This is a genomic window from Pedobacter sp. 01N416 (assembly GCF_056399685.1).
This window is the reverse complement of the sequence record NZ_JBFTRT010000397.1, coordinates 1-4,801: the sequence shown is the minus strand read 5'-3', so window position 1 is coordinate 4,801 and position 4,801 is coordinate 1. Positions and strand designations below refer to the sequence as shown.

General features: G+C 38.0%; 5 protein-coding genes. All 5 read left to right on the top strand.

The window, feature by feature from the left end:
- Positions 1 to 2,799 (top strand): hybrid sensor histidine kinase/response regulator (locus AC1DND_RS19770; RefSeq protein ID WP_477584233.1); only part of this gene is annotated, 2,799 nt, incomplete at its 5' end.
- Between the two features lie 16 nt (positions 2,800 to 2,815).
- Complete coding sequence (locus AC1DND_RS19765) at positions 2,816 to 3,187, top strand: response regulator (RefSeq protein ID WP_477584231.1); 372 nt, start codon at positions 2,816 to 2,818, stop codon at positions 3,185 to 3,187.
- Positions 3,188 to 3,190: 3 nt separating this feature from the next.
- The gene (locus AC1DND_RS19760) at positions 3,191 to 4,009 is read left to right on the top strand and encodes a CheR family methyltransferase (RefSeq protein WP_477584229.1); all 819 of its coding nucleotides are present in this window, start codon (positions 3,191 to 3,193) and stop codon (positions 4,007 to 4,009) included.
- Positions 3,994 to 4,578 carry a chemotaxis protein CheB gene (locus AC1DND_RS19755; RefSeq protein ID WP_477584227.1) on the top strand — a complete coding sequence of 195 codons (585 nt, stop codon included), beginning with the start codon at positions 3,994 to 3,996 and terminating at the stop codon, positions 4,576 to 4,578. Before AC1DND_RS19760 ends, AC1DND_RS19755 begins: the two co-directional genes overlap by 16 nt.
- Before the next feature lie 19 nt (positions 4,579 to 4,597).
- Positions 4,598 to 4,801: response regulator (locus AC1DND_RS19750; RefSeq protein ID WP_477584225.1), on the top strand; the 204-nt coding region annotated here is incomplete at its 3' end.

Genomic DNA, 4,801 nt, shown 5'->3' with positions numbered 1-4,801 from the left:
ATGTCATCATCATTGAAAAAATCTTTCGATACTTTAGAGGAGAATGAATGGTTGCAAACCGGCGTAGCTAACTTAAATGTAAAAATGGTTGGCGAAAAAGATGTTTTCCATTTAGCAGAAGATATTATTGAGTTTTTGGCCAATTATACCAAAAGCCAGATTGGTGCACTTTATTTATTTAAAGATGATGGATATCTGCATTTAAAAGGGCAATATGCTTTGCAAGGACAAAATCTAACCCAAACCTTAGAACTTGGCCAAGGCTTAATTGGCCAGGCGGTTAAAACAGGTAAGCCAATATTATTGGATGATGTTCCACAGAGCGAATTAACCATTACACATGCTACTGGGAATATTAAACCAGCCCAGTTAATCGTGCTTCCAATTATTAGAAATGAGATTTCAATAGGCGGTTTAGAATTAGGCACTATCGGTAAATACAGCGACCTGCAGTTACACTTTTTAAACTTGGTTTTATCTGATGTGGGTACCGCACTGTTGGGCGCACAGAACAGACAAAAGCTTCAGCAGTTATTAGAAGAAACGCAGGCACAATCAGAAGAATTGCAGGTTCAGCACAATGAGTTAGAAGGCTTAAATGCAGAGCTGGAAGCACAGGCACAAAAACTTCAGGCCAGCGAAGAAGAATTACGTGTACAGCAAGAAGAATTGTTGCAAAGCAACCAGGAGCTGGAAGAAAGAAGCAGCCTATTGGAAGAAAAAAATGAACTGATTGAAGAACGTAATATAGAAATTCAGCAAAAAGCAGAAGCTTTAGAACTGAGTACGAGGTACAAATCAGAGTTTTTGGCCAATATGTCGCACGAGTTAAGAACACCACTTAATTCGATATTGTTATTATCGAGATTAATGGCTGARAATGAGGCTATGGATCGCGAGCATCAGGAATATGCAGAAGTTATCCAAAGTTCAGGTCAGGGTCTTTTAAGTTTAATAGACGAAATTTTAGATCTTTCTAAAATTGAAGCGGGCAAAATGGAACTCGATCGGGCAAATATTAAGGTTGATGAGATTATCCTTAACATGCGTTCGCTGTTTAATCCTTTGGCTAAAGATAAAAACTTAAACTTTGTTATCGAAAAATCGGCAGAAGTTCCTGAGTTTTTTCATACCGATAAAATGCGCTTAGAGCAGATTATTAAAAACCTGCTATCAAATGCTATTAAATTTACTACCGTAGGTACGATAAATCTAAATATTACTAAAAATGAAAAGTTAGGCGCGCTGGTATTCAAAGTTACCGATACAGGCGTAGGTATTGCACCCGAAAAGCAAGGCATGGTATTCGAAGCCTTTCAACAGGCCGATGGCTCTACACGGCGCAAATTTGGTGGCACAGGCCTTGGACTCTCAATTAGCAGAGAGCTGGCAAAACTATTGGGCGGATATATAGATTTAAAAAGCACAGAGGGCGAAGGAAGTATTTTTACACTTACCTTGCCCATTGATAGAAATAAAGGTTTTGATGGCGCTGTACCTCATGTAGAGAAGCCTGTAATCGCTTTAGAGGCTCCGGTAAAAAAAGTGAGCCACTTAACGGTTGAAAATATTCCGCAAGAGATTGAAGATGACCGAGATAATATTCAGCCTGATGATAAGGTGATCTTAATTGTTGAAGACGATACCCCTTTTGCCAAAACACTTTTAGATTTTACCCGAAAAAGAAATTATAAAGGTTTGGTTGCCGTTCGTGGCGATGCCGGTATTGAAATGGCGAAAACCTTTAAACCACTTGCCATTTTACTCGATATCCAATTGCCTGTTAAAGATGGTTGGCAGGTAATGGAAGAGCTGAAATCGGATCCTTCAACACGTCCAATTCCAGTGCACATCATGTCTTCTTTACAGGTTAAGAAAGAAAGTTTGTTAAAAGGTGCAGTAGATTTTATAAATAAACCTTTTGCTTTTGAGCACATGCAAGAGATATTTTCAAAACTAGAGCATGCCTTAAGCCGTCACCCTAAAAAGGTACTTATTGTAGAAGAAAATGAACAGCATGCCAAGGCATTAAGTTATTTTTTAAGCAATTTTAATATCCAGACAGAAATTGTTAACCAGGTAAACGAAGGTGTTTCTGCCCTGCATAAGCCGGAGGTTAACTGCGTGATTTTGGATATGGGTATTCCTGATAAACACGCTTACGAAACCCTTGAAGTGGTAAAGAAAACACCCGGTTTAGAGAATTTACCGATCATCATTTTCACCGGTAAAAACCTTTCAAAGGGCGAAGAAAACCGCATCAAACAATATGCTGATTCTATCGTTGTAAAAACGGCACATTCTTATCAACGTATTTTGGATGAAGCAGGTTTGTTCCTTCATCTGGTAGAAGAAAAAAGCAAGGAAAAAAGCAAAACACCTAAAAAGTTTTCCGAATTACAGGATGTATTGGTTGGTAAAACGGTTCTGGTAGCGGATGATGATGTGCGTAATATCTTCTCCTTAACAAAAATGTTAGAGCAGCACCAGATGAAAGTGGTCGCAGCAACCGATGGTAAGGAAGCCCTCAAGCTATTAAATGAAAACCCAGAAATTGATGTTGTTTTAATGGATATGATGATGCCAGAACTAGATGGTTACGAAACTACGACAGCCATCAGGCAGGATATCAAATACCGGAACCTGCCTATTTTGGCCGTTACGGCAAAAGCCATGATGGGCGATCGCGAAAAGTGCATTGCCGCAGGTGCATCCGATTATATCAGCAAACCAGTAGATATGGATCAGCTGATATCGTTATTAAGGGTTTGGTTATACGAAAATCATCATAAATCATAAACCATTTTTTATTTTTATGCCTCAAAAATTAATTCTCATAATTGATGATGATAACCGAAACATTTTTGCTTTAAAAGCTGTTTTAAAGGCCAAAGGTTTCGATTGTTTATCTGCTATAAGTGCCCGGGAAGGGTTTTCTGTTATGGAGAAACATGACAATGTTGCCATCGTTTTAATGGATATGATGATGCCGGATATGGACGGCTATCAAGCTATTGCCGCGATGAAAAAATCAGCTAAAATGCAGAATATCCCTGTGTTAGCGGTAACTGCCCAAGCCATGGTTGGCGATAAGGAACGTTGCTTAAGCGCTGGAGCATCGGGTTATGTTTCAAAACCGATAAATGTTGACGAGTTATTAATGCAAATCGAAAATTTTACAAAATAACAGGTGATAGGTGATGCGATAGATAATGAACAGGTAGAAATCCTGTTAAATGATGTTTTGGAAAGCCATGGGTATGATTTTCTGGAATATTCTCATGCATCAATAAAAAGGAGAATTATACGTCTTTACGGACTGGATAATTTTGTGAGTTTCGCCGAATTTCGTTACACGGTTAAAACAGATAAGCAATATTTTAAGCGTTTTTTAGAGGAAATTACGGTTAATGTTACCGAAATGTTCCGCGATCCTTCTTTTTATAAATCTTTGCGGAACGATGTCCTTCCTGTGCTGGGTACCTATCCATTTATCCGCATTTGGGTGGCAGGYTGTTCTACCGGAGAAGAGGCTTATTCGCTTGCCATTGTTTTAAAAGAACTTAACCTGCTTAATAAATCGCTTATTTATGCTACTGATATTAATCCATCGGTTTTAGATAAGGCAAAAAAAGGAATGTTTCCCTTAAATTATTTAAAGCAGTATTCAGAAAATTACCTGCAATCGGGTGGCCTAAAAGATTTTTCTGCTTATTACACGGCGAACTACTCTTTGGCAAAATTTGATGAAAGCTTAAATAGTAAGATGATCTTTTCTACGCATAATTTGGTTTCCGATCATTCTTTTAATGAGTTTCAGCTAATTTTATGTAGAAACGTATTAATTTATTTTGATAAAGACTTGCAGCATAAAGTATTTAACCTTTTTGATGGTAGCATCGAGAAATTAGGATACCTTGCTTTAGGAAGTAAAGAAAGTTTGGAGTTTTGGCCAAAAGCCAAAGAATACAAAAGGGTTAAAATGGAAAAAATATGGCGGAAACTGTAGATTCTGCGCCTTGTGGAGCATTAATTATCGGCGGCTCTGCCGGTAGTTTAGATGTGTTGCTCGAAATTTTTCCAGCCCTAAGGAAAGATATTGGTTTTCCCATTGTATTGGTGGTTCACCGTAAGGCAAGCAACGAATCTCTTTTAACCGATTTGTTAAAATCGCGCACTATACTGGCGGTTGATGAAGCAGAAGAAAAAGAGTTTTTAAGCCCGGGCAAAGTTTTTATTGCGCCTGCAGATTATCATATGCTGATAGAGGAAGACCAAAGTATATCTTTAGATTATTCGGAAAAAGTAAATTATTCCCGACCATCAATTGATGTTACCTTTCAATCAGCAGCCGAGGTTTTTAGAGAAAAACTAGTCTGTATTCTACTTTCAGGGTCTAATGCAGATGGAGTAGAGGGGTTAAAAAGTGTAAACAATTTTGGAGGTAGAGTGGTTATACAGAATCCAAATACGGCCATAATGCCGTATATGCCGCAACAGGCAGTGTTGAATGTTGAGCCGCATGTGATATTGGATAGCCACGATATGGCTGATTATATAAATAAGTTAAATGGTTAATTGCTTTTCGGAGGTTAATATGATAGTTACAAAAAAAATATTTGTTTTTGATGATAATAGGGATATCCTTGATCTCTGTACATTTATTTTGGAAGATGCCGGGTATGAGATAAAAACATCTGAAAATGCCAATAACATAGAAGAACAGGTTGCCGCATATATGCCTGATTTAATATTTATGGATAATTGGTTGCCCGATCTGGGAGGGATACAGGCTACTAAG

Coding starts and splice junctions, on each gene's coding strand:
- AC1DND_RS19765 (WP_477584231.1), top strand. CDS start 2,816: ATGCCTCAAAAATTAATTCTCATAATTGATGATGATAACCGAAACATT.
- AC1DND_RS19755 (WP_477584227.1), top strand. CDS start 3,994: ATGGCGGAAACTGTAGATTCTGCGCCTTGTGGAGCATTAATTATCGGC.